The 19886-nt window shown below is 49.0% G+C and carries 20 protein-coding genes; 14 read left to right on the top strand and 6 right to left on the bottom strand.

Going from position 1 to position 19886, the window contains the following annotated elements:
- Window positions 1-317 precede the first annotated feature (317 nt).
- From INT84_RS23630 to umuD, 3 genes are all read right to left on the bottom strand, one after another.
- The gene (locus INT84_RS23630) at window positions 318-1037 is read right to left on the bottom strand and encodes a replication initiation protein (RefSeq protein WP_194208725.1); all 720 of its coding nucleotides are present in this window, start codon (window positions 1035-1037) and stop codon (window positions 318-320) included.
- A gap of 490 nt (window positions 1038-1527) precedes the next feature.
- Window positions 1528-2802, bottom strand: a complete 1275-nt coding sequence (locus tag INT84_RS23625) for a Y-family DNA polymerase (RefSeq protein WP_194208724.1) — start codon at window positions 2800-2802, stop codon at window positions 1528-1530.
- On the bottom strand, window positions 2802-3233 hold the full coding sequence (gene umuD / locus INT84_RS23620; protein WP_194208723.1) for a translesion error-prone DNA polymerase V autoproteolytic subunit: 432 nt from the start codon (window positions 3231-3233) through the stop codon (window positions 2802-2804). Before umuD ends, INT84_RS23625 begins: the two co-directional genes overlap by 1 nt.
- Before the next feature lie 223 nt (window positions 3234-3456).
- Between umuD and parM the strand changes: the two genes are divergently transcribed.
- The 7 genes from parM (at window position 3457) to INT84_RS23585 (ending at window position 12132) form a co-directional block, all read left to right on the top strand.
- Window positions 3457-4428, top strand: coding sequence for a plasmid segregation protein ParM domain-containing protein (parM, locus tag INT84_RS23615; RefSeq protein ID WP_228066442.1), 972 nt, complete (start codon window positions 3457-3459; stop codon window positions 4426-4428).
- A 2-nt stretch (window positions 4429-4430) separates the two neighbouring features.
- Window positions 4431-5096, top strand: a complete 666-nt coding sequence (locus INT84_RS23610) for a plasmid partitioning/stability family protein (protein WP_194208721.1) — start codon at window positions 4431-4433, stop codon at window positions 5094-5096.
- A gap of 13 nt (window positions 5097-5109) precedes the next feature.
- The gene (locus INT84_RS23605; RefSeq protein WP_194208720.1) at window positions 5110-5364 is read left to right on the top strand and encodes a hypothetical protein; all 255 of its coding nucleotides are present in this window, start codon (window positions 5110-5112) and stop codon (window positions 5362-5364) included.
- 449 nt (window positions 5365-5813) lie between these two features.
- Window positions 5814-6773, top strand: coding sequence for an IS110 family transposase (locus INT84_RS23600; protein ID WP_194208719.1), 960 nt, complete (start codon window positions 5814-5816; stop codon window positions 6771-6773).
- Between the two features lie 256 nt (window positions 6774-7029).
- Window positions 7030-8814: an ATP-dependent endonuclease gene (locus INT84_RS23595; RefSeq protein ID WP_194208718.1), complete on the top strand. Its 1785-nt coding sequence runs from the start codon at window positions 7030-7032 to the stop codon at window positions 8812-8814.
- Window positions 8807-10588 (top strand): ATP-dependent helicase, encoded by a 1782-nt coding sequence (locus INT84_RS23590; protein ID WP_194208717.1) that lies wholly within the window; start codon window positions 8807-8809, stop codon window positions 10586-10588. Before INT84_RS23595 ends, INT84_RS23590 begins: the two co-directional genes overlap by 8 nt.
- 329 nt (window positions 10589-10917) lie before the next feature.
- Complete coding sequence (locus tag INT84_RS23585; protein WP_194208716.1) at window positions 10918-12132, top strand: type II restriction endonuclease; 1215 nt, start codon at window positions 10918-10920, stop codon at window positions 12130-12132.
- A 34-nt stretch (window positions 12133-12166) separates the two neighbouring features.
- Here the strand turns inward: INT84_RS23585 and INT84_RS23580 are convergent, their stop codons facing one another.
- Window positions 12167-13600 (bottom strand): DNA cytosine methyltransferase, encoded by a 1434-nt coding sequence (locus INT84_RS23580; RefSeq protein ID WP_228066439.1) that lies wholly within the window; start codon window positions 13598-13600, stop codon window positions 12167-12169.
- Between the two features lie 451 nt (window positions 13601-14051).
- Here INT84_RS23580 and INT84_RS24360 point away from each other — a divergent pair, with 451 nt between their 5' ends.
- The 3 genes from INT84_RS24360 (at window position 14052) to INT84_RS23565 (ending at window position 16224) form a co-directional block, all read left to right on the top strand.
- The gene (locus INT84_RS24360) at window positions 14052-14378 is read left to right on the top strand and encodes an antirestriction protein (RefSeq protein WP_194208715.1); all 327 of its coding nucleotides are present in this window, start codon (window positions 14052-14054) and stop codon (window positions 14376-14378) included.
- 693 nt (window positions 14379-15071) lie between these two features.
- Window positions 15072-15371 (top strand): hypothetical protein, encoded by a 300-nt coding sequence (locus INT84_RS23570; RefSeq protein WP_228066438.1) that lies wholly within the window; start codon window positions 15072-15074, stop codon window positions 15369-15371.
- A 31-nt stretch (window positions 15372-15402) separates the two neighbouring features.
- On the top strand, window positions 15403-16224 hold the full coding sequence (locus INT84_RS23565; RefSeq protein ID WP_194208714.1) for a DUF932 domain-containing protein: 822 nt from the start codon (window positions 15403-15405) through the stop codon (window positions 16222-16224).
- A 28-nt stretch (window positions 16225-16252) separates the two neighbouring features.
- Here INT84_RS23565 and INT84_RS23560 read toward each other — a convergent pair whose 3' ends face one another.
- Window positions 16253-16792, bottom strand: a complete 540-nt coding sequence (locus tag INT84_RS23560; RefSeq protein WP_194208713.1) for a lytic transglycosylase domain-containing protein — start codon at window positions 16790-16792, stop codon at window positions 16253-16255.
- A gap of 571 nt (window positions 16793-17363) precedes the next feature.
- On the opposite strand from INT84_RS23560, the gene INT84_RS23555 reads away from it, so the two are divergent.
- Window positions 17364-17759 carry a conjugal transfer protein gene (locus INT84_RS23555; RefSeq protein ID WP_194208712.1) on the top strand — a complete coding sequence of 132 codons (396 nt, stop codon included), beginning with the start codon at window positions 17364-17366 and terminating at the stop codon, window positions 17757-17759.
- A gap of 33 nt (window positions 17760-17792) precedes the next feature.
- On the opposite strand, the gene INT84_RS23550 is transcribed toward INT84_RS23555, so the two are convergent.
- Window positions 17793-18434, bottom strand: coding sequence for an Arc family DNA-binding protein (locus INT84_RS23550; protein ID WP_194208711.1), 642 nt, complete (start codon window positions 18432-18434; stop codon window positions 17793-17795).
- Between the two features lie 198 nt (window positions 18435-18632).
- Here INT84_RS23550 and INT84_RS23545 point away from each other — a divergent pair, with 198 nt between their 5' ends.
- The 3 genes from INT84_RS23545 to INT84_RS23535 are packed head-to-tail and all read left to right on the top strand — an operon-like array spanning window position 18633 to window position 19879.
- Window positions 18633-18986, top strand: a complete 354-nt coding sequence (locus tag INT84_RS23545) for a type IV conjugative transfer system pilin TraA (RefSeq protein ID WP_194208710.1) — start codon at window positions 18633-18635, stop codon at window positions 18984-18986.
- Window positions 18987-18989: 3 nt separating this feature from the next.
- Complete coding sequence (gene traL / locus INT84_RS23540) at window positions 18990-19292, top strand: type IV conjugative transfer system protein TraL (protein ID WP_194208738.1); 303 nt, start codon at window positions 18990-18992, stop codon at window positions 19290-19292.
- A 5-nt stretch (window positions 19293-19297) separates the two neighbouring features.
- Window positions 19298-19879: a TraE/TraK family type IV conjugative transfer system protein gene (locus tag INT84_RS23535; protein WP_194208709.1), complete on the top strand. Its 582-nt coding sequence runs from the start codon at window positions 19298-19300 to the stop codon at window positions 19877-19879.
- Window positions 19880-19886 lie beyond the last annotated feature (7 nt).

Genomic DNA, 19886 nt, shown 5'->3' with positions numbered 1-19886 from the left:
GGAAAGAGGTCAAGTTCGTCAGGCCCCCGAAATGTGGGAAACAGGTCAAGTTCATCGGGGCACGAGCTGTGGGAAAGGGGTCATGTTCATCAGGTACTGAGCCGTGAGGTAGGGAGCAAGTTCGTGGTGTGCCCCAAATGTGGGAAACAGGTCAAGTTCGTGGTATTCCCGAGTTAAGGGAAAGGGGTCAAGTTAGTCGCTTTCTCAAACTGTGGGAAAAGGGTCAAGTTGAGAGGTTTCCCAAAATGTGGGAAACAGGTCAAGTTTTTCTGAGATGCTGCTCCCCTGAGATACTTCTAAAGGAGGGGGGTATGTGTTTATTTTTTATCAAGAAAGTTAAACAATAAACGTCCATCTTCTTCGGTTTTATAATTAACCTTTAATGGCGTCTTATCGTTAATTTTCTTCAAGGCAGGTTCAAGGAAAGTACGCTTCATTTCTGCAATATTGCTTTTCTGCGAGGCAGGGAGCATAAATCTTTCACATAACCATTCGTGTGAGGTTATCCAAACGCCAGTGCTTCGGAACTGACAGAGGCTTTCATAAAGTCGGATCACTCGGACACTATTAAGCTGGCCACAGTCGTACAAAGAATATGTAGTGAACTGGGAGGTCAAGCCGACAAGAAATGGCATGACTTTGTAGTTAAATTCAATCTGCCAAGAGCCACGACCTCTCTTCATTCCCGCTTCAGCCAGCCAAGGACGTTTTACTTCTTCAAACTCACCTTCTTTTGGGTAGAAGGTTACCGTCGACTCACCCAAAGCATTTACGCCTGCCTTAACATCTCTGCTTGCTACAGAAGTTGCGACGTTGAAGTATTTGACGTAATCAGCAACGCTGATTTTGAAAAGAGGTAATACATCGGAATCATCATCTTGGGTATCACTAAAATAAGCCTGCATGAGGCATAACCACAGTACACGCTTTGCCTGAAGAGGCAGATAATACGCAGCTTCGGTCAACTCGTTAGATTGCTTGATACTGGCGCGTTTTTTGAACGTTTTAGTAGCTGGCAAAGGTGCTTGAGAGTCCATTTCAATGCCTGTGGGTAAATTAATATTCACCCATAATGACAGTAAAAGCAGAAATTGCAAGAGTATCTCGATACTTATCCAATGGGAAAATATGGAAATTATCCACAAGTGAATAAGTAACGACTGAACTTGACCTGATTCCCATAGCATGTTGATGCATATCCCATCTTATATTGTGCCCGCTCCCATACAAAAATGACGTATAACCCATAACATCTTTATCCATCTCCCATAATGAACCTTGCTGAGGCAGGTCATAGCAAGGCTTACAGGCTGACTAAAAGAAATTAAAAAGCATAAAAATCATAAAATGATCTTTGAAAAAATACGCTGTGTATAAGTGGATAAATCCTTCTGCGGTCTATGTAAGATCGGCGCGTAAGTGGATCGTATCAGCATGGGCAGTCCTGGTGCTTCCTCGACCGTTCGCGGGCTACGCCCGGTCACTTGTCTGCGGCGAGCACTGCCAGTTCCTTCTGAAAAGCAGATTTTAGCTGATTCTGGCAACAGGAATATCTTTCCAGCGGGTAGTGTAAGCCGGACTCAGCATATCGCGTTTCATCTGCCATTCAGGCGTCATGCCCCGCCCGGCAAACCAGACCTGACCCAGGCCGGACTGGTTAATCCCGTCGAGAACTTTCATCAGTTGGGTACTGTCAGGACGAGGAGCCTGTTCATCAAACAGGAGCAGCTGAGCCACGCCACTGGCGGTAAAATCATTCAGCATTACACCTGCTTTGGCGTAACGATAACCATCCAGCCAGATACGCTCCAGAGCGCGTATGGCAGCTGCAATAACATCACGGGTATCCTGGGTGGGGGTAAGCAGTTTTTCCGTTGCCACGTTGCCGTAGTACGGCTCGTTGACCGCAAACGGGGATGATTTAATAAAAACCGAGATATGCCGGCAGTACTGGCGCTCGCCACGTAACTTTTCTGCAGCCCGCTCAGCATACTGGCAGACAGCCTGACGCATTTCCTCATGAGTGGTTATGCGCTGGCCAAATGAGCGGGAGCAGACAATTTGTTGCTTTGCCGGCGGGGCTTCTTCCAGGGCAATACAACTTTCTCCGTTCAGTTCTCTTACCGTGCGCTCCAGTACTACCGAAAAATTTTTCCGGATAAAAGCGGGATTCGCCCTTGCCAGCTGCAGGGCAGTGGTGATCCCCATTGCGTTAAGTTTTTTTGCTGTACGTCTGCCCACCCCCCAGATCTCCTCCACGGGCTGCAGGGAAAGTAGCTTTTCGGTTCGCCGTGGATTTCCGGAAGTCAGTGCAAGGACTCCCCTGAACTGTGGCCACTCCTTTGAGGCCCACTGTGCCGACTTGGCCAGTGTTTTAGTCGGACCCATGCCGGTACCGATTGTCAGCCGCGTACAGGCAAAGACATGCTCCCGCAACTGGCGGCCAAAAGCCTCAAAATCCATGCAGTTGTCGATCCCGCGTATATCAAGAAACATTTCATCAATGGAATACTGCTCCACCCGTGGTGCCAGCTCTTCCAGGCAGGACATCACCCGGGCTGACATGGAAGCATAGAGCTCATAGTTGCTGGAGAAGACATGGATCTTCTCCGGAAAAAGGGCATTCTTCAGCTGAAACCACGGCACCCCCATTTTGATCCCGTATCGTTTCGCCTCCGCGGAGCGGGCAATCACGCAGCCGTCGTTGTTACTCAGTACACAGACCGGTTTTCCCCTGAGATCAGGCCTGAAGACCTTCTCACAGCTTGCATAGAAGGAGTTCACATCCGCCAGGGCAAACATCAGAGCATCTCCCGGGGACGGTGAATGATATGCGTGACCACGCCGAAGATATCCAGCTGATCCGGATCGGGATAGAAGGGCGGAAATGCCGGATTCATGGGCTGTAGCGCAAGGCGGGGACGCAACAGCAGACGTTTAACGGTAAAACCGCCATCAATACAGGCCACAACAATATCACCGTGGTCCGGCTTTTCCGCGCTGTCCACGACGAGCAGATCGCCGTTGAACAGACTGCCATCCTGCATACTGTCGCCGCTGGCCCGAAGGTAGTACGTCGCACTGCGATGACGTACACAGTAGTCGTTTAAATCAAGTTCCTGCTCAACGTAGTCCTGGGCCGGGGACGGAAACCCGCACGATGCCCTGTCGGCAAATAACGGAAATGCCTGCGGTGGACAATCACTGGCAGGCAATAACATAACCAGTTTCATCTCGTTCACTCTTATTTTAACTGTATTTATATACAGTATAAACAGGGTTTTTTCATATTGTGAAGAGTGTTTTGAGTTACTCAATCTGAGAATTACATAAAAATAGTGTGTTTTTCTCATGTTAGAGCTTTTAATATTCTCATATTGAGTATTTATGGTTGACATTTATGCGCCGAAAGATATTCTTTGTTCTCATTTTGAGATATTTAAAAGGTGCATTATGATGAATGTTTATTGCGATGACGGCTCCACTAATGTAAAACTGGCATGGTTTGATGAGAGGGTGTTACAGACTGCTGTTTCAGCAAACTCTTTCCGGCATGGCTGGAAAGTGGCTGCGTTCGGCGCGAAAGCATTTAATTACCAGGTCGGGGCGCTCAAATATACCTGGGACAGGGTCAGCCGTGATGCGGTGCCTACCACCAACGTGGAATATCAGTATGGAGATCTCAATCTCCTGGCCGTGCATCACGCCCTGCTTACAAGCGGTTTATCGCCCCGGAAGATCACCCTGACGGTGACGTTGCCCCTCAGCGAATTTTATGACCAGGACTGCCAGAAGAATGAGGTAAATATTCAGCGCAAGCGGGAAAACCTTCTGCGTACGCTGAAGGTAAACAAGCAGGAATGCTTCACCATCACGGATGTCAGGGTGATGCCTGAGTCCCTGCCGGCGGCGTTCAGCAGGCTGGCTGAGCTGAAACCGGGGCCGGAAGAAACGTCCATGATTATCGATCTCGGGGGAACGACGCTGGATGCGGGGATCATTGTGGGGCAGTTTGATGATATCAGTGCCATACACGGTAATACGGGCGTGGGTGTCTCTGTGGTGACGCGTGCCGCGCAGGCGGCCCTGCGCACAGCTGAAAGCGAAACCAGTCCGCTTATGGCAGACAATGTGATCCGCAGGCGAAAAGATCGTGCATTTCTGAACAGCATCATCAATGATGGTGACAAAATTGATTATGTAACAGACAAAATTGAGGAAGCAATATCTGCCCTGGGCGCGCTGGTTGTCAGCGAACTGGCACGTTATCGCAGCGTGAACCGGATATTTCTGGTTGGCGGAGGTGCTCCCCTGATTGAGGATGCAGTACGCCAGGCATGGCCGCTGGCAGCGGAGCGGACAGAAATCATCTGCGATCCACAGCTGGCGCTCGCCAGGGAGATTGCCCTTTATTATAACGAGGACTGACTGTGCCTTCCGGCAAATACACTTTCTATCTGCATAATGACGACCGGACGGATTTGCTGGTTGCCGCCACGTTTGATGGCATATCACAACCGCTGCGGGGAGATTTTCTGCGCACGGCAGCCATCGCCGGGGGCGTACTGTACCGGACAGACACCCGGTTGCCGGCGCTGATAACGGAGCTGTTCAGCGGGAAAATGCATGCCGCGCAGATAATTTTTCTGACGGCTGCGCTGGCCGGGGGGAGACCGGCCGTTTCATCAACGGGTGATGCCCGCTGGCCATTATGTCGCTGGCAGGAAGAAGAGCATCCGGAGCATTATGAGCGTCGCCGCATGACGCTACAGCTGCCTGCGGAGGATATCACTGTCACCCTGCTTGAAACGGTGCCCTCCCGGCTGCGCGGGCAGGTTATCCGGCAGTTTATCACCACCGGGTGCGCGCTCCATACGGTGGATCAAAGACTTCCGCGCCTGCTTGCAAATCTGCCGGTGCCTCCCGAAAGCCCGGAGGCTCTGGTCGCCCTGCTGGAGGAGATGGCCGGTCAGCCAGAGACGCAGACGCCGGCCTGTCCTTCACAGGAGGGCTCCGCTCACGTCCCCGTGAATAAGCAGGACAGCACGACAGCGTCTTCTGACAGGCTCCGGCAGAACATGAAAAAAATATTCTGAGAGGAGGAGGAATATGCAGCATTTTAAGTCACGTATTAGGCAGCTGGCTGAACAATATCTGCAGCGTGCAGGCGTGCCGCAAATGCAGATTACGACACAGCTTAAAAAAACCGGCGGCTGGCTGATTCTGGGCAGTTCGTTGCTGATAGTTCCTCTTCTGATCTTCGAACATATGCCCCTTGCCGGCAAAATACTGCTGCAGCTCGGCTATGCCGGAATGATGTGTGTGGGCGTTATTCTGGCGTTTGAGGAAGAAAATCCATCCTGATCCGGCGGCTCTTTCCATTCTGAAACCTCCCTGTGGACGGTCTTTTCGCCCCTTTTGGTTCCGCAGTTTCACATCAGAACGGCCTGTTAACCCTTGTCCGTTTAAAAACCTGCGTAATGCATCTCCCGTTTTTCAGGTGGCTCCGGTAAGGAGGTCGGTACCCTCCACGTTTATGCCGCCTCACCGGCGGCGGAATTAAACGCCGTGCCTTCACGCTAACCCGGCCGCTCCGGCCGCAAGGGTTCGCTTCGCCTCCGTCCTTGTATGTTTAGTATCACAATGAGAAACGTATACACTCATTGTGTCTTACCTGATGTTGCAGCACGTCCTTCGTCCAGGGATATGAACCCGTGGGTGAGCATCTTTGCGTAACATCAGTATCAGTATTAGCCCGAACAATTGCCGGGGCGCGCAAACAGCCCGTATCTGCAAGGATGGGAGAACTGAACATGAGTGATAAAACCACGATCGGTATAGATGTAGCCAAAAACACTCTGGAAGTATTTATCGACACTACCGGGCAGTTACTACATCTGGAAAATTCAACTACGGGAGTTCTTGAGTTGCAGGAAGCACTAAGCGGGTTTGCTGTAACTGGAATTATAATGGAAGCAACAAGCCGATATCACTGTACTGCTGAACTAATGCTAACTGCAGCGGGTTTGCCTGTTGCTGTAATTAATCCTCGTCAAATAAAGAACTTTGCCAGAGCTATGGGTAGGGTAGCAAAGAGTGACCCAATCGACGCGAGAATTATTTGCGAATATGGTCGACGCATGACGCCACAATTCAGACCGGCAAAAAGCGAGAAGCAACAATATCTTGCCGTACTTTTGACCCGTCGGCGTCAATTGATTCAAAGCCGTGTGATGGAAACCAACCGTCTCAAAGAACGATGCGGGGCTTATATTGAGCAAGGAATTAAACGCCACATCGAATGGCTCGGTGTTGAGATTGATATGCTAGATGCTGAGATCAAGCAACGGCTTCGCCAGGATGAAACTCTGGCTGAGAAACGCCGGTTGCTTGAAAAGGTAAAAGGTATAGGGCCCATAACGCAGGCCACACTTTTGATACAGCTTCCAGAACTAGGATCCCTTACACGTCGGCAGGTTTCAGCTTTGGTTGGCGTTTGTCCTTATGACAGAGACAGTGGACAACTTCGAGGGAAAAGGGCGATCTGGGGTGGAAGGTCTGGTCTGCGCGCTACCCTTTTTATGGCCATGTTGTCAGCGGTGCGCTTTAATCCACAAATAAAAGCTTTCTTTAACGGACTGTTAGCAAGGGGAAAACCAAAAAAAGTGGCTCTTACTGCCTGTATAAGAAAGTTCATTACGATACTAAATGCCATGTTTCGCGATCAAAAAGATTGGGATTATGGGGATATGAGCGATCAACACATGACCTAATTTTCAAACTTTCACGCTTGGTTGCATGACTTTATCAGAGCGCTCCCTGATAGTTTGCTTATTTTCCATCAGCAGATGTTATGGGTTGCCCCCTCTATAGTAAGCTCTAAATCCAATGTTGAACTCTTGCCATTAACGGCCGATGATAAGAAAAGAATAAAGTAAAATCGCTCAGAACCTTCGCTGTTAAATTTTATGAGCTTTTTGCCAGACAACACCTTTCCAAAGCCTATGTAATGCATTTAGAGGGAGTTTTATGTATTTATCAAAACTCGGAATCCGCAACTTTAGAAATTTTGAGGCGGCTGATATTCCCCTGGCAGGTAATGTTGTGTTATTGGGGGAAAATCGTGTCGGTAAAAGTAATCTGCTTTTCGCAATTCGACTGGTTATTGATCCCACTCTGCCTGATTCAGCCAGGCAGCTTAAGCTGTCAGATTTTTGGGATGGCTGCGACCTTGAATCAAACCCTCAAATTGAGGTGCACCTTGAATTCGCCGATTTCGACAGTAATCCTTCCCTCTCAGCTCTGTTGACCGATTTTCGCATCGCAGAGGATCCTACCGTAGCAAGGTTGAGCTACATTTTTCGTAAAAAGGAAGAAGTCGATGGGGCTCCACGTTCGGGTGAGGACTGTGAGTTTATTGTTTTTGGCGGAGGTCAGGAATCGCGAGCCATTCCTGGACGCGTCAGGCGGCGGATCTCCATTGATATGCTGGACGCGTTACGCGATGCGGAAGCACAACTTGCTTCCTGGCGAAACTCTCCGCTACGCCCCTTATTGGAAGATGCATTCTCTTCACTGAGCCGAGCCGATTTGGATCGCGTAGCAACTGAGCTTCAGGCAGCAACGGAAACCATGGAGAAGTTCCCATCAATTAAGGATCTCGAAGATTCTCTTCGTGGTGGCATTCTTGACCTGGCTGGAACTGCTCATGATTTAGATGCCCGCCTCCGTTTTGCACCTGCTGACCCGCTCAGATTGATGCGTTCTATCTCTATGTTCATTGATGATGGAAAGAGAGGCATCATTGAAGCCAGCCTGGGTTCTGCGAACGTGGCTCTGATATCACTCAAGCTAGCAGAGTTTGCATGGCGACGTGAAAAGAATGAACGTAATTTCTCCCTGCTTTGTATTGAAGAACCCGAAGCACACCTTCACCCACAGCTTCAGCGCGCTGTTTTTGACAAACTCTTCAATAATGCCGCCAAAGATCAGTCTTTGATTGTAACGAGCCATTCTCCCACGCTGGCAACCATTGCTCCTCTCCGTTCTGTTGTTCGCATTTGCAGGGATCCTGAAGGGCGATCTCGAGCTTTCTCCCTAGCCGATCTGCCAGTAACCAGTGAAGAACTCGACGACATTGAACGATATTTAACAGCAACCAGATCGGAGTTGCTTTTTGCTAACGGTGTAATATTTGTTGAAGGCGATGCTGAGGAGGTTTTACTTCCAGGTTTCGCACAGGCCATGGGGATCAATCTCGACCAGCTTGGGATTACGGTATGTAACGTAGCGGGAGTTAATTTTGAACCATACGTGAAGCTGGCAGCCAGCCTCGGACTACCTTTTTCCGTCGTAACCGACTGGGACCCACTGGATGGTACGAAACAATCGATGGGTAAAACCCGTTCAATTGGTATCTGGCAAGCATATAGTGATGTATCGGAAAAACTGGGAAAACTAACCCCTGAAAATATTAATTGGTTCAATAACAGTTCTTATGAAGTCTGTAAGCCTGTATTTGAAAGGATTGGCATTTTTTTTAACGATCAGACATTTGAAGTCGCCGTGGCCAATACGACTGGCCTCAAAGAAGCGCTGCTGGATATCCTCGATGAACAGGGATTTGGTGTGTTACGTTCATCAAGGATTGCTTCATGGCGTGCCGGTATGGTTCCAGACCCGACGCAACTTCTCGCGATGATATCTGACATAGGTAAAGGACGGTTGGCTGCCAAGCTGAAGCAAAAAGCACCTGGGCTTGCGCCGCCGGAGTATATCGCTTCAGCTATTCAATATGTGGTGTCGAATGTCTGACCGGCGCGCACTTTCGGAGGCTCTGAATGAGCTATTGCCGAACAGAGAGCAGTACGCTGCGGCCACATACCCCCGCCACTGCGTAGTTATTGCTGGGCCAGGCAGCGGGAAAACCAAAACACTTACGACCGCCATGGCACGTGCCCTGATTGAAGAGGTCGCTGACCCCCGAGGCGTGGCCTGTATTACTTACAACAATGAATGCGCTTCTGAACTTGAAGGACGTCTGGCATGCTTTAACGTCATTGGCGATGATCGGAACTTTATTGGTACCGTGCATAGCTTTGCATTAAATCAGGTTTTAATCCCCTACTCACGATGTATACCTGGTTTGCTGCCGGATGATTTTCGTGTGGCGACCAGAGATGAGAGTCGCGCGGCTGTTGAAGTGGCTTACCAGGCTAGATTCGGAGCTGTCGGAGATCCTCATGCACGGTGGAAATTTGCAGAAGAGAAACGACGCCGGGATGTGAACCGACTCCTACCGGCTTGGCGGAATAACAATCCGGAGCTGGCAGATTTTATTGAAGGTTATGAGGCAGAACTTCGGCGCTTAGGACTGATTGACTTTGATGATATGCCACTCATCGCTTTTCGTATTATTAGCGAGCATGAATGGATACGTAATGCTATCCGGTCGCGCTATCCTGTTTTGTTTGTAGATGAATATCAGGATCTGGGGCACGCTCTTCATGAGTTGGTTCTGCTGCTGTGCTTTAACGGTGGAATACGATTGTTTGCGGTCGGTGATGCAGATCAGTCCATTTACGGATTTAATGGTGCAAATCCAGGGCTACTGGACAGTCTTGTTTCACGGGCAGATGTAAGACCGTTCCGTCTTCGCTTCAATTATCGATCTGGCGCGAAAATTATCAGGGCATCACTAGGGGCGCTGGGAGAAGACCGCGATTATGTTGGCCCCGATGGTAATCCAGAGGGAGAGTTAGGATTCCATGGGATTAATGGCGATTATGACGCACAGGCGCATTTTATCGCTCATAATCTAATTCCCTCGTTGTTTGAAAGAGGGTTTCAGCCTGAACGCATCGGGGTTCTTTACCGGGCAGCCTGGCTTGGCGATAAAGTTGCGGATGAGTTCAAGGCCAGAAATATTGCCATAATACGTGCTGACGGTAATGCTCTCATTAAGCGCAATTCTCGTCTTGCCCGTTTCATCGAAGCCTGCAGTCAGTGGGTAACTGGGGGATGGAAAGAAGCCTCTCCACCATTTAACCTCTTACTGGGTCAGGCGCTCTTTCTTGTTTATGGCCGCCGCGCAAGCCGTGCTGAAGAACAATTACTGACCGTACAGCTCATCACTTTTTTACGAAACGGAATTGATAAAGCGGAAAGTGCTCACGAGTGGCTGAGACGTTTAAATGATGAGATCATCACCGGCTGGATGGGTATATCACAGAACACTCAGCAGGAATGGGATGTCATCTCTGAGTTACTGAAACGAACCGATCCCCTCAGGGGACTGGATATGGCTCTGGATGTATTCGCTGGGAAAGTAGAAGGAACTGGGCGCATCACCCTTAGCACTCTTCATAGTGCAAAAGGCCGAGAATTTGATGTAGCCATAATGTTTGGGGTAAATAAATATGACTTCCCGAGTAAGCGAGATCTAGCTTCAGATAATGCCCTTCGCGAGGCCCGTCGCCTCTTTTATGTAGGCGTCACCCGTCCTCGAAAAGAGCTGCACATGGTTTATGAAAAGGGTAAACATTCACCTTGGATTGCCGAACTGTATCATCGCAGCCAGCAGATATAGAACCTTATGCTCCTCATAGCCTTTAGAAAACAAAGTGGGGGTGATTTATCAGTCGGCAGGAGAACCACGCAGTGGATTGATAAGCACCTCCTTGATCGGCATACGAAACCTCTGCATCCTATTTCAGGGTAACCGAAGGGTTAAATGAGGCCAGCACTATGGTGACATTGTTATTTCGGGGGAGGCATAGTACGTCAATTGCACGTCTTTTCGTGTAGATATATAGCGACTCCTGTCAGGCATACTTCTTCTACACATCGTCTACTGGCTGCTTCTGCATAACTATGAAAAAATGGTAGCTCGAATTTCAGAGTAACAGATACAGAGGGATGCTTATGTCGGTTTTTCATGACTGGTTGCTTGAGATCGCTGGCGGGAATTACTTTGTCTACATCAAGCGCCTATCAGCCAACGATACAGGCGCAACAGGTGGCCATCAGGTCGGGCTTTATATCCCTACTGGTATAGTTGAAAAACTGTTTCCGTCCATCAACCATACTCTTGAGTTGAACCCTTCGGTCTTTCTCACTGCGCACGTGTCGTCACATGATTGCCCGGACAGCGAAGCACGAGCAATTTATTATAACAGTCGTCATTTTGGTAAGACCCGAAACGAAAAACGCATCACGCGCTGGGGAAGGGGAAGCCCACTACAAGACCCTGAAAATACCGGAGCCTTGGCGCTTCTGGCCTTTAGACTCGATGAACAGGGTGGTGATTGTTCTGAGGTAGATATCTGGGTTTGCGTGAGTCCTGATGAAGAGGACATTATAGAGACCGCTATAGGCGAAATTATTCCCGGCACTTTTATCTCCGGGCCAGCCGGACAAATTCTGGGCGGGCTGTCTATTCAGTATTTACCGGTCAATCATACATATGATATTCCTGAAGACTGGAAGCGGCGTTTCCCTTCTGGAAATGAAATTATTCAGTATGCTGGCATTCATTACATTCAAGACTCTGAAGACCCGGATGAGCAGCTCATTGACCGTCGGCGCATCGAGTATGATATCTTTCTACTGGTTGAAGAATTTCACGTTCTGGATATCATCAGGAAGGGATTTGGCTCTGTGGACGAATTTATTGCGCTGGCCAACTCCGTCAGTAATCGCCGTAAATCTAGGGCCGGAAAATCACTAGAGCTGCACCTTGAGCATCTTTTCATTGAACATGGGCTTCGGCACTTCGCCACGCAGGCAGTTACGGAAGGCAATAAAAAACCGGATTTTCTGTTCCCTTCTGCGGAGGCTTACCACGACGATGAGTTTCCCGGGGAAAATCTACGTATGCTGGCGGTCAAGACCACCTGCAAAGATCGATGGCGTCAGATACTGAACGAAGCAGATAAAATCCATCAGGTGCACCTGTTTACGTTGCAGGAGGGAGTTTCTCAGGCACAGTACAGGGAAATGCAGGATGCGGGGGTCAGGCTGGTCGTTCCGTCGCCATTACACAAAAAATACCCGGAAGCTATCAGAGAGGAATTGATGACGCTTGGTGCGTTCATTGCTGAGCTTACTGGGCTTTACGCTGAACTTAACTAGGGAAGCTCCCGGCATATAATGCCGGGAAGATTACTCAGGCCCGTTCACCCTCATCAGCGTTAGCAGAAACAGCTTTTAGAATGTAAGGTTCCAGCAATTTGGCAACGGCTTCAAACACTGGTACAACGACAGAGTTACCGAACTGCCGGTACGATTGAGTATCAGAAACCGGGATACGGAAAGGTTTGCCGTCTGGTTTCTCAAATCCCATAAGGCGTCCACACTCGTGGGGAGTCAACCTGCGAGGACGACGAGCCTGGTTTTCTTCGTTTGCAAAATCTGTTTCACCTGTGGCCATATCCCAGCCACGATCTATCAGAATTTCAGACCCGTCTTTGTGATAGCGTGCGGAAAGCGTGCGGGCAACGCTTTCCTTGTTTTCAGGGTTGACGAGACCAAAACCGAAGCCATTCCCTTTTGCCGCGTGCTTTTTTGCGTAGTTGTACAGATACTCCCAGAGCTTCGGCGTTAGGATATATTTACTGTCCACCACGGGGTCCAATAGATCGCCAAATGATGGACGTCGTTCCGGATAAAAACGACTGATATCGCGCAGGGTAAAGCCACTATGGATATTCAGGTCGCGGCGGAAACCTACCAGAACGATACGTTCGCGGTGCTGAGGCAGGAAGTGCTTTCCGTCGATGACTTTAGGATCGTTTTTACCTACATCAGCCGAATCTGCAACTTCATAGCCCAATTCGTCAAGGGTTTCCATGATGACTTTAAAGGTTTTGCCCTTGTCATGGCTCTTCAGGTTTTTGACGTTCTCCAGAACAAAGATGGCCGGTTTTTTTGCCCGTATAATACGTGCTACGTCGAAGAAAAGCGTTCCCTGCGCCTCACATTCAAAACCATGTGCACGACCAAGAGAATTTTTCTTGCTCACGCCAGCAAGACTGAACGGCTGGCATGGGAAGCCGGCCAGAAGTACATCATGATCCGGTACATGGTCATCAATGTATGCGTAGGCATCAGTTTCCGACACTTCAGGTTTATCACTGAGCGTTATTTCCCTGATATCAAGATTGAACTTGTGTGCCTGCTCATCGTTAAACCAGTTGGCTTTATAAGTACGCACCGCCTCTTTATTCCATTCACTGGTAAAAACACACTGTCCACCAATTGACTCAAAACCTTTTCGTATACCGCCAATACCAGCAAACAGGTCAATAAACCGAAAGGCATAGTTCGGATGATGTGCAGGCGGTTCTGGTAGCATTTTCCGGAGAAGCGTTTCTTCTGCTGAAGTCAGCGACTTTGGTGGGCACTTGCCATTAATCCAGCGGTTAAGGGTTTCTCGGCTCCACTCGTTTTTGCCTACTTTTCTGAGTAACTCGGCCACGTACTTTTGATCATAGATTTCCAGTACCTGCTCGATCAGCTTCTTATCATTTTCCTGTCGCAGCTTTTCCTCCGTACCTGCTTTCTCGAGCAGGTCCTGCGCCAGCAATTCAAATTCAGACATAATGCCTCCTGGGGTCTTATGGGTGAAACTGTATCACTCATCTAACCCAGAGGGAATTCTTTTGTCTGGATATTTAAACAGTACCTCTTGTTGGTGTCTATCAGCACCTAAAGGATATTAGAGAGTACTTTTGAGAAGGGAGGTAATTAGCAAGGCAACTTTGTTTGTGATACGGAGATTAAGAAAACGTTATAGAGCGGACTCTACACCGCCTAAGTTCCGCCTGCCAGTATACGGGCATTTATCTATTACTGCTGCTCGTCATCTATTACAGCCACTGATTGACATCAAACACAACTGCTCACCCGTTCGCACCCTTCACGGTGCATTCAGCCCGTGAAGGCTTTGCGCTGCGGCTTGCGGCGTCGCCCCTGCGTCCTCCGCTTTTCGCCGGTCTGTCGTGTCGTCACGGCGATGCCGGAACCGGGAATATGTTAACAGTGGAGGATCTATGAACCAGACCGTAATTTGTGATGCCGTGCGTCTTGAAGGTGCGCAGCGCCTGACGTTTTTACCTGATTTGTTTGGTGGCGATTTCATGATGTCTGAGGCATCCATGTATGCCTACGCACACCGCTACTGCCCCGACTATACGGGAGGGTTCTGGCAGTTTTATCGTCTGCCGGACGGTGGCGGATTTATGGCACCCGACGTGGAGAGTCTGACCCTGTGCAATGCGGATATCGAGGGTTTTAATGCTTTGCTGAATATAGCCATGATGCACTATGAGCAGGAAAACGGAGGGGAAAGCGGAGGGGAAAGCGGAGAGCTGATCTGATCTGCCGCACAGTGCCCCGGTGCCGATCATCGGGGCAACCGCAAAAACATCCTTCCCCTCCGGGGAAACGGGAAGGGCAAAAGCGCCTCCGGCGCTCATGCCGTTTCCCGCTGTAGTGTTTATCCTTCAGCCGTGTTTCCACGTGGCATCAGCCATGTTCTTCGGGCTGTTCGTTTTAACCGGTGTTTTGTGTGTTAACTTTTTCACCTGCTGCTCAGTGATGACCATAACCAAAAAAACCTTCAGGGCGATGGCCCCCTTCGGCTCCCGGGCAGCGTTGCTGCCCGGTCGTCAAGCCCCACTCCGCCAGGCAGCTGCTGCGCACCCGCCAGTCTCCGCCGAACCCCTGCGGGTTTCGGGCCTTGCGGCTAGGGTCTGATGGCGAAGGTCAACCCCGCGCTCACAGTGACCGTTCCGGTCACGTCGCTTTCACCGCGCCGCTGGCGCTCTGTAGTCGCCCCGTCGTTCCGACGTGTCGGGTGTGTTCATCCTGCCCGTTTTCCGTGCGCCATCCATCGCCCCGGTCGTTCTCACGCGGGGGGCCTGTCGTAGCACCGTCATCCCGTCAGTTGCAAGGGTAAACAGAGCGCCTGCGGCGCCCTTGCAACAGCCGTGCTGCCGTCGCTCCTTTGCCCCTGCCGCGAGAGAACTCACCAGGGAGATGGATAACCATCACCACAGGAGAAAACCAGGATGAACACACAAAACGTCAACGTCAAAACCGCCGCTCAAGAATCTTCCGGAAGATGTGAAAAAACATCAGGCATTCCTGTGCCCCTGACGGTCGATCAGGTGGTGGATTTATTCTGCCTTGTATTACGGATTACAGAGGGTAAGCCCCAGCCTGAAATCTTTATTCCGCCCGCGGGCAGTTACGAAATCACTGTAATGAATGATAACTGCCCTGATTATTTTTCAGTGTGGATCATGAATAGTTATCCGGTAGCCGCAACGCTTCCACTGGAAAACTTTCACCGTGTCATTTCCGCATAACCATATCACTTTTAACTGAGAGGAAAATATTATGGTCAGCTTTGCAAATCGTTATCGTATGCCGTCTTCAATTCGTATGAACCGCCCTATTACTAACGATGAATTACAGCGTATTGTTCCCAGCGCGTTTTCCGTTGAAAAACATGAATCCCGTTCAGAGCGTTATACCTATATTCCCACTATCGTATTACTTGACCGTTTGCGTGATGAAGGCTTTCAGCCATATTTTGCCACGCAGTCGCGTACGCGTAATGCTGACAAACGCGAATTCACAAAACATCTGTTGCGTCTTCGCCGCCACGATCAAATTCAGGGTAAAGAGGTGCCGGAAATTATTCTGCTGAACAGTCACGACGGATCGAGCAGCTATAAAATGATCCCCGGCATGTTTCGCCAGGTCTGCTCTAATGGTCTCGTTGCCTGGAAAGATTTTGGCGAAATCAGCGTGCCACACAAAGGGGATATTGTGGGGCAGGTTATTGAGGGCGCATTTGAGGTGCTGCGGACATTTGAAAACGTTGATCAGAATATTGACCTGATGCGCAGTATACAGCTCACCGGGCCGGAGCAACATTTACTGGGTGCGGCAGCGCTGGAATATAAGTATGAAGGAAAACAGGCCCCGATTACGCCGGAGCAGGTAATACGCCATCGCCGGTTTGAGGATAACCGTAATGATTTATGGACCACATTTAACCGCATTCAGGAAAATGTCATCAGGGGCGGCATTTCCGGCAGAACGGCGAAAGGCAACCGGACAAGAACGCGCGAAGTTACAGGAATTGACGGTGATATCAAACTTAATCAGGCGTTATGGAAAATGGCTGAGGAATTCGCGAAGCTGAAAGCCTGAAAATTAAGCCGCTCCATTGAGCGGCTTTTTACTGCGTGTTATTCAACGCTGCCGTTTCTGTTAACTTTTCCTTGCTTGCCTTTTCCGCAGCAGGTGCCGGACGTTGTGAAAAGATCGTTTTTCTTGCCAGCAATACGCGGTATATATTCCTGATATCTTCAGCATACGCCCGACGCTGTACGATGAGTTTTTTGCCCGGTCCTGTATTATACATTCCCACGCTGTCCCAGTTTTTTCCATATGACCGGAAGTTGTGCGCCAGAACCCACGCTCCGGTATAGACACAGATACACGGATCATTTAACAGGCGCTCACGGGTAATATTAAACTTTTTAAGTTTCCCGTAATGGGAGCTGTTGACCTGCATCCCGCAGACATCTTCCGTTCCGTTCCGGTTTGATCCATTTATCGCGGCCGGTTTGAGTCTGCTCTCTTTAATTGAAATTGACATGAGCAGCAGCGGATCAATCCGGTAATCCTTCCCTGCCTGGTCAAAGCACATCTGGGGTGCTGCACCCGCTGAAAGTGAAATGACCATCATAGCGGCAGGCAGTAGTGATATTTTCATTTTATGGCCTTAAGCGAAATATAAGCCCGTCCGGGAGACGCTGTAAAAAATACCCCGGCGGATCGTCTTAATCAAGTTTATTCACTACAAACGCGCGTGAACGCTCAGCTGCATGTGTTTGCTCCTCTGCCGGAATATTCGAGCCTGACCAGATGCCGGTATTTACCAGCCGCTCTTTACCCACCCCTTAAAACATCACACCCCACGCAAGACTTCGTCTTGCAGATTTTTTCTTTATATTCATCTGGATAGCGTTAAAAATTGTGCGTAATTAAGTAATCTGACCCATTTTTATCGTACATACCGACACTATACTATCGTAGCATTATGACACCTGTTAGTGTCGGTATGTGGTACATGTGTCGTATAATTGTAGATATTCATAAATAACATTGAATTAGATATCACACAGTGTCACACTGTCTCACATCCTGGTACAGGATTATACTACTGTATATAACTGGAGCTGACGGGAATTCAAAACCATACAGTACAATCTGACGATATCACTGTCGCCAGAAATATTCATGCGTAGTGTCGGTTCCGACACTAACATAAAAAGGTCTGAAATATGGGAAGAGTAGGTATTTACCTTAAAGATAAAATCGAACGAGAAGTACGCGACATTGTCCTGCATGACCTGCAGAACGGAGCCAATCCGGGAGAGGCAAATATCTCGGCAACATGCAATGAGCTAATTCGTCTGGGGCTTCTTGTTTATAAGCGGGATGGTGAAGACGGACAGCAGTTCGACCTTGAGGGCTACAGAAGGGACCTTATCAGAAAGGCAGCCGGCTCAAGGGAAGGAACTGTACTTATTGCTACACTGCTCTCTGAAATGTATTTAAAAATGACAGGGAAAGAAGGCGAAAGCCAGCTTGAAGAGACGCTCGATATGATTATCAGCGGAATTAACGCTGCCGAGCAAGAGGCCGAAACAAGACATTTTGTCAACGGCGATAATTGATTGTTTGTGGCCGGAACCATACGGCCACAATCGTCACAGAACGTCGCTTTTATCCCTGGAAGAGCCAGCCTTCTCTACTTCATTTAATTTATCTTTAAGGAATAACTCAAACTCCATACATAACACTTTCAGTGCCTGTGCATCCTCGTTCTGGTCAAGTATACGCCCGGTAAAATATCCCAGAGTATTCATCAACCTTGTCAGCATTTCATCATTCAGGCTGCGGTGATGGACCTTCGCCATCGCCTTGATTTCTTCTGCAAGATTTTCAGGAATACGCATGCTGTACCCTGTAGTTTTGCCCGGAAGTAATACCCGCTCCCCCTCGCGCCACATCCAGAGCTGCTCCTGACGAGGCAGTGGCTTCTTTTTTTCTTCAGTCTTTTCAGACTCATCATCGAGTAAGTTTCCCAGCCATTCCTCGAACCTCACCGCCAGTGCAATGAGTCTCTCACCTTCAGCGGTTTTTATTACTGGCTTACCAGGTTGATAATTTAGAGTTAATAATAACCGCGAAATTATTTCGTCATTTACGCTTCTTTTTCCTGCCCGGGCACAAATGCGAAGCTCCATCAGCAAATTATCCGGCGCACGAAGCCGCCATTCCACGGCTTCGCCCGGCCGGAACTTTCGTGGCCTGCCGCGCTTTTCCCACATATTTTCTTTTACTTTCATATCGATAAATTCCTGATACAGCAGGTCGTATACCTGCACATACAGGGTACGTTTACCTGCTGGTCAGATAATTCCTAAACAATCCACCAAAACGTGACGCAGATCACAGTTTTTTTTTTTTAGAGTCATGAGACAATAACGTACGCGTAAACAAGCACTTACGCGCACACCTTTTGTTTACTCAAGGAAAAAATAAACATGAACCATTCAGGCAATGCCCTTGCTGTCAAAAAGGGACGGGCGGTAGCGTCTTATTTCCGGCGCACCTCCGCTAAAATTAATTTAAGTAACGTCGCACGGTTTTTAAGTGCAATTATGCTTACGCTGCTTGTGACAAAACTGGCGCACGCAACCGGAACCGATTTGTTATCCTCCCAGAACACAACCGTTAATTCCACCTTTGGTTCCGGCTCTTCCTTGGTTAAGTGGTTCTATATCGCTGAAATCATCATGGGCTTATTTATTTATATTAAAGCCCGTTCACCTCTGGTTTTCGTTGGTATCGTTATGGCTATCATCTTTACCCGCGTTGCCTTTGGTATTGCGAGCTGAATGATGAGCGGGGAAGAGGATAAATACTACTTCCCGGAAACACTGAATCAGCAGGAACGCTATTTAGGTTTGCCTGTCGATGAGTTAATTGTGACCGCACCTCTTGTTGTTCTGGGGGTGCTTAACAATATGTCCGTCGAGCTGTCAGTGATAGCGGGGATCCTCTGGTTTGCAGTCAGGTATCTCAAAAAGGGGCAGGGGTCTTACTGGTTACTTAATTTCTGTTACTGGCACCTGCCATCTCTGTTATTTAAAGTAACCTTTCGCCTGATACCTGATTCAAGTTTCCGGCACTGGAGAGCGTAATTACCATGAAGCTGAAAATTAAAGGAGAGCGGGATAAACAACTCAGTTATGCGTTTATTGGACTTTCTTCCCTGGCTTTAGTTATGGGCGTGGGAAATGTATTAACCGGTTCGCTGGCATGGCATTTTGCCACCACCCAGAAAACCATCACCACCCCGATGACATATAACCACCCTTTTACTTCTGACGCCGTCAGTGCAGATACAACCGGCATGACCATGTTCGCCACGTCCTTCATTTACTGGCGGCTGAACGTCAGCCCGGAAAATATCGACAACAACCAGAAAATGCTGCTTGGATTCGTCCCTTCCGCCGAACGGGATGAACTTAAAAAAGTCCTGGATGTTGAAGCTGAACGTATCAAAAAAGGGGGCATCACCACCCGGTTTGATACGACTGAAATTCGCGTCATGAACGATAACGCTGTGATGTACAGCGGGGTACTGAAGTCTTCCACGACCAACGGCGCCATCACCACACCACTGAAAGACCAGGAAAAAACCTACCGACTGAAACTGAGTTATGAGAATGGTGTGATTAACCTCCACAGCTTCGAAGAACTCCGGTCGGTATCCACCACTAACTGACAGGACT

Source organism: Superficieibacter sp. 1612_C1, assembly GCF_015234305.1.
Taxonomy (GTDB): Bacteria; Pseudomonadota; Gammaproteobacteria; order Enterobacterales; family Enterobacteriaceae; genus Superficieibacter.
The sequence above is the reverse complement of the archived record's forward strand: the minus strand, read 5'-3'. Positions and strand labels throughout refer to the sequence as shown.

Coding starts and splice junctions, on each gene's coding strand:
- INT84_RS23630 (WP_194208725.1), bottom strand. CDS start 1,037: ATGGACTCTCAAGCACCTTTGCCAGCTACTAAAACGTTCAAAAAACGC.
- INT84_RS23625 (WP_194208724.1), bottom strand. CDS start 2,802: ATGTTTGCCCTGGCGGATGTGAACTCCTTCTATGCAAGCTGTGAGAAG.
- umuD (WP_194208723.1), bottom strand. CDS start 3,233: ATGAAACTGGTTATGTTATTGCCTGCCAGTGATTGTCCACCGCAGGCA.
- parM (WP_228066442.1), top strand. CDS start 3,457: ATGAATGTTTATTGCGATGACGGCTCCACTAATGTAAAACTGGCATGG.
- INT84_RS23605 (WP_194208720.1), top strand. CDS start 5,110: ATGCAGCATTTTAAGTCACGTATTAGGCAGCTGGCTGAACAATATCTG.
- INT84_RS23600 (WP_194208719.1), top strand. CDS start 5,814: ATGAGTGATAAAACCACGATCGGTATAGATGTAGCCAAAAACACTCTG.
- INT84_RS23595 (WP_194208718.1), top strand. CDS start 7,030: ATGTATTTATCAAAACTCGGAATCCGCAACTTTAGAAATTTTGAGGCG.
- INT84_RS23590 (WP_194208717.1), top strand. CDS start 8,807: ATGTCTGACCGGCGCGCACTTTCGGAGGCTCTGAATGAGCTATTGCCG.
- INT84_RS23585 (WP_194208716.1), top strand. CDS start 10,918: ATGCTTATGTCGGTTTTTCATGACTGGTTGCTTGAGATCGCTGGCGGG.
- INT84_RS23580 (WP_228066439.1), bottom strand. CDS start 13,600: ATGTCTGAATTTGAATTGCTGGCGCAGGACCTGCTCGAGAAAGCAGGT.
- INT84_RS24360 (WP_194208715.1), top strand. CDS start 14,052: ATGAACCAGACCGTAATTTGTGATGCCGTGCGTCTTGAAGGTGCGCAG.
- INT84_RS23570 (WP_228066438.1), top strand. CDS start 15,072: ATGAACACACAAAACGTCAACGTCAAAACCGCCGCTCAAGAATCTTCC.
- INT84_RS23565 (WP_194208714.1), top strand. CDS start 15,403: ATGGTCAGCTTTGCAAATCGTTATCGTATGCCGTCTTCAATTCGTATG.
- INT84_RS23560 (WP_194208713.1), bottom strand. CDS start 16,792: ATGAAAATATCACTACTGCCTGCCGCTATGATGGTCATTTCACTTTCA.
- INT84_RS23555 (WP_194208712.1), top strand. CDS start 17,364: ATGGGAAGAGTAGGTATTTACCTTAAAGATAAAATCGAACGAGAAGTA.
- INT84_RS23550 (WP_194208711.1), bottom strand. CDS start 18,434: ATGAAAGTAAAAGAAAATATGTGGGAAAAGCGCGGCAGGCCACGAAAG.
- INT84_RS23545 (WP_194208710.1), top strand. CDS start 18,633: ATGAACCATTCAGGCAATGCCCTTGCTGTCAAAAAGGGACGGGCGGTA.
- traL (WP_194208738.1), top strand. CDS start 18,990: ATGAGCGGGGAAGAGGATAAATACTACTTCCCGGAAACACTGAATCAG.
- INT84_RS23535 (WP_194208709.1), top strand. CDS start 19,298: ATGAAGCTGAAAATTAAAGGAGAGCGGGATAAACAACTCAGTTATGCG.